Genomic DNA, 496 nt, shown 5'->3' with positions numbered 1-496 from the left:
AAACAAATCGTTTGGTGATGATGGCGAAGGGGAACCACGCGTTCCCATCTCGAACACGACCGTTAAGCCCTTCAGCGCCAATGGTACTTGAACCGCAGGGTTCTGGGAGAGTAGGACGTCGCCAAGCAAGCCCACCTTGGGTGGATTTTTGTTTTGATTATTAAGTTTAACAAACAAGATTTGCAGTCATTTGCGGGCCCTTAGCTCAGCTGGTTAGAGCGCACCCCTGATAAGGGTGAGGTCGGTGGTTCGAGTCCACTAGGGCCCACCAATCTTATTTATCGAATAGCTTGTTCCTTGAAAACTAGATACCGAAACAAAACAAATGTTTAGAGCAGCGTTACTTGACTTCGGTTGAGTAACATCCAAATAGATCGATTCTTCGGAATCGAACTTATTAGCGGAGTTGGTTAAGCTAATAAGAGCACACGGAGGATGCCTAGGCACTAGGAGCCGAAGAAGGACGTGGCGAACGACGAAATGCCTCGGGGAGCCG

The 496-nt window shown here is 48.6% G+C and carries 1 tRNA gene and 2 rRNA genes; all 3 read left to right on the top strand.

What is annotated here, in order from left to right:
- The first annotated feature begins 10 nt into the window (after positions 1 to 10).
- A 5S ribosomal RNA gene (gene rrf / locus LRL21_RS44870) occupies positions 11 to 127 on the top strand.
- Positions 128 to 194: 67 nt separating this feature from the next.
- Positions 195 to 271: transfer RNA gene (locus LRL21_RS44865), tRNA-Ile, on the top strand.
- 137 nt (positions 272 to 408) lie between these two features.
- A 23S ribosomal RNA gene (locus LRL21_RS44860) occupies positions 409 to 496 on the top strand; the annotation flags it as partial.

Origin of the sequence: Paenibacillus periandrae (assembly GCF_022458865.1) — a bacterium.
GTDB classification, from domain to species: domain Bacteria; phylum Bacillota; class Bacilli; order Paenibacillales; family NBRC-103111; genus Paenibacillus_S; species Paenibacillus_S periandrae.
This window is presented reverse-complemented; position numbering and strand designations above follow the sequence as displayed.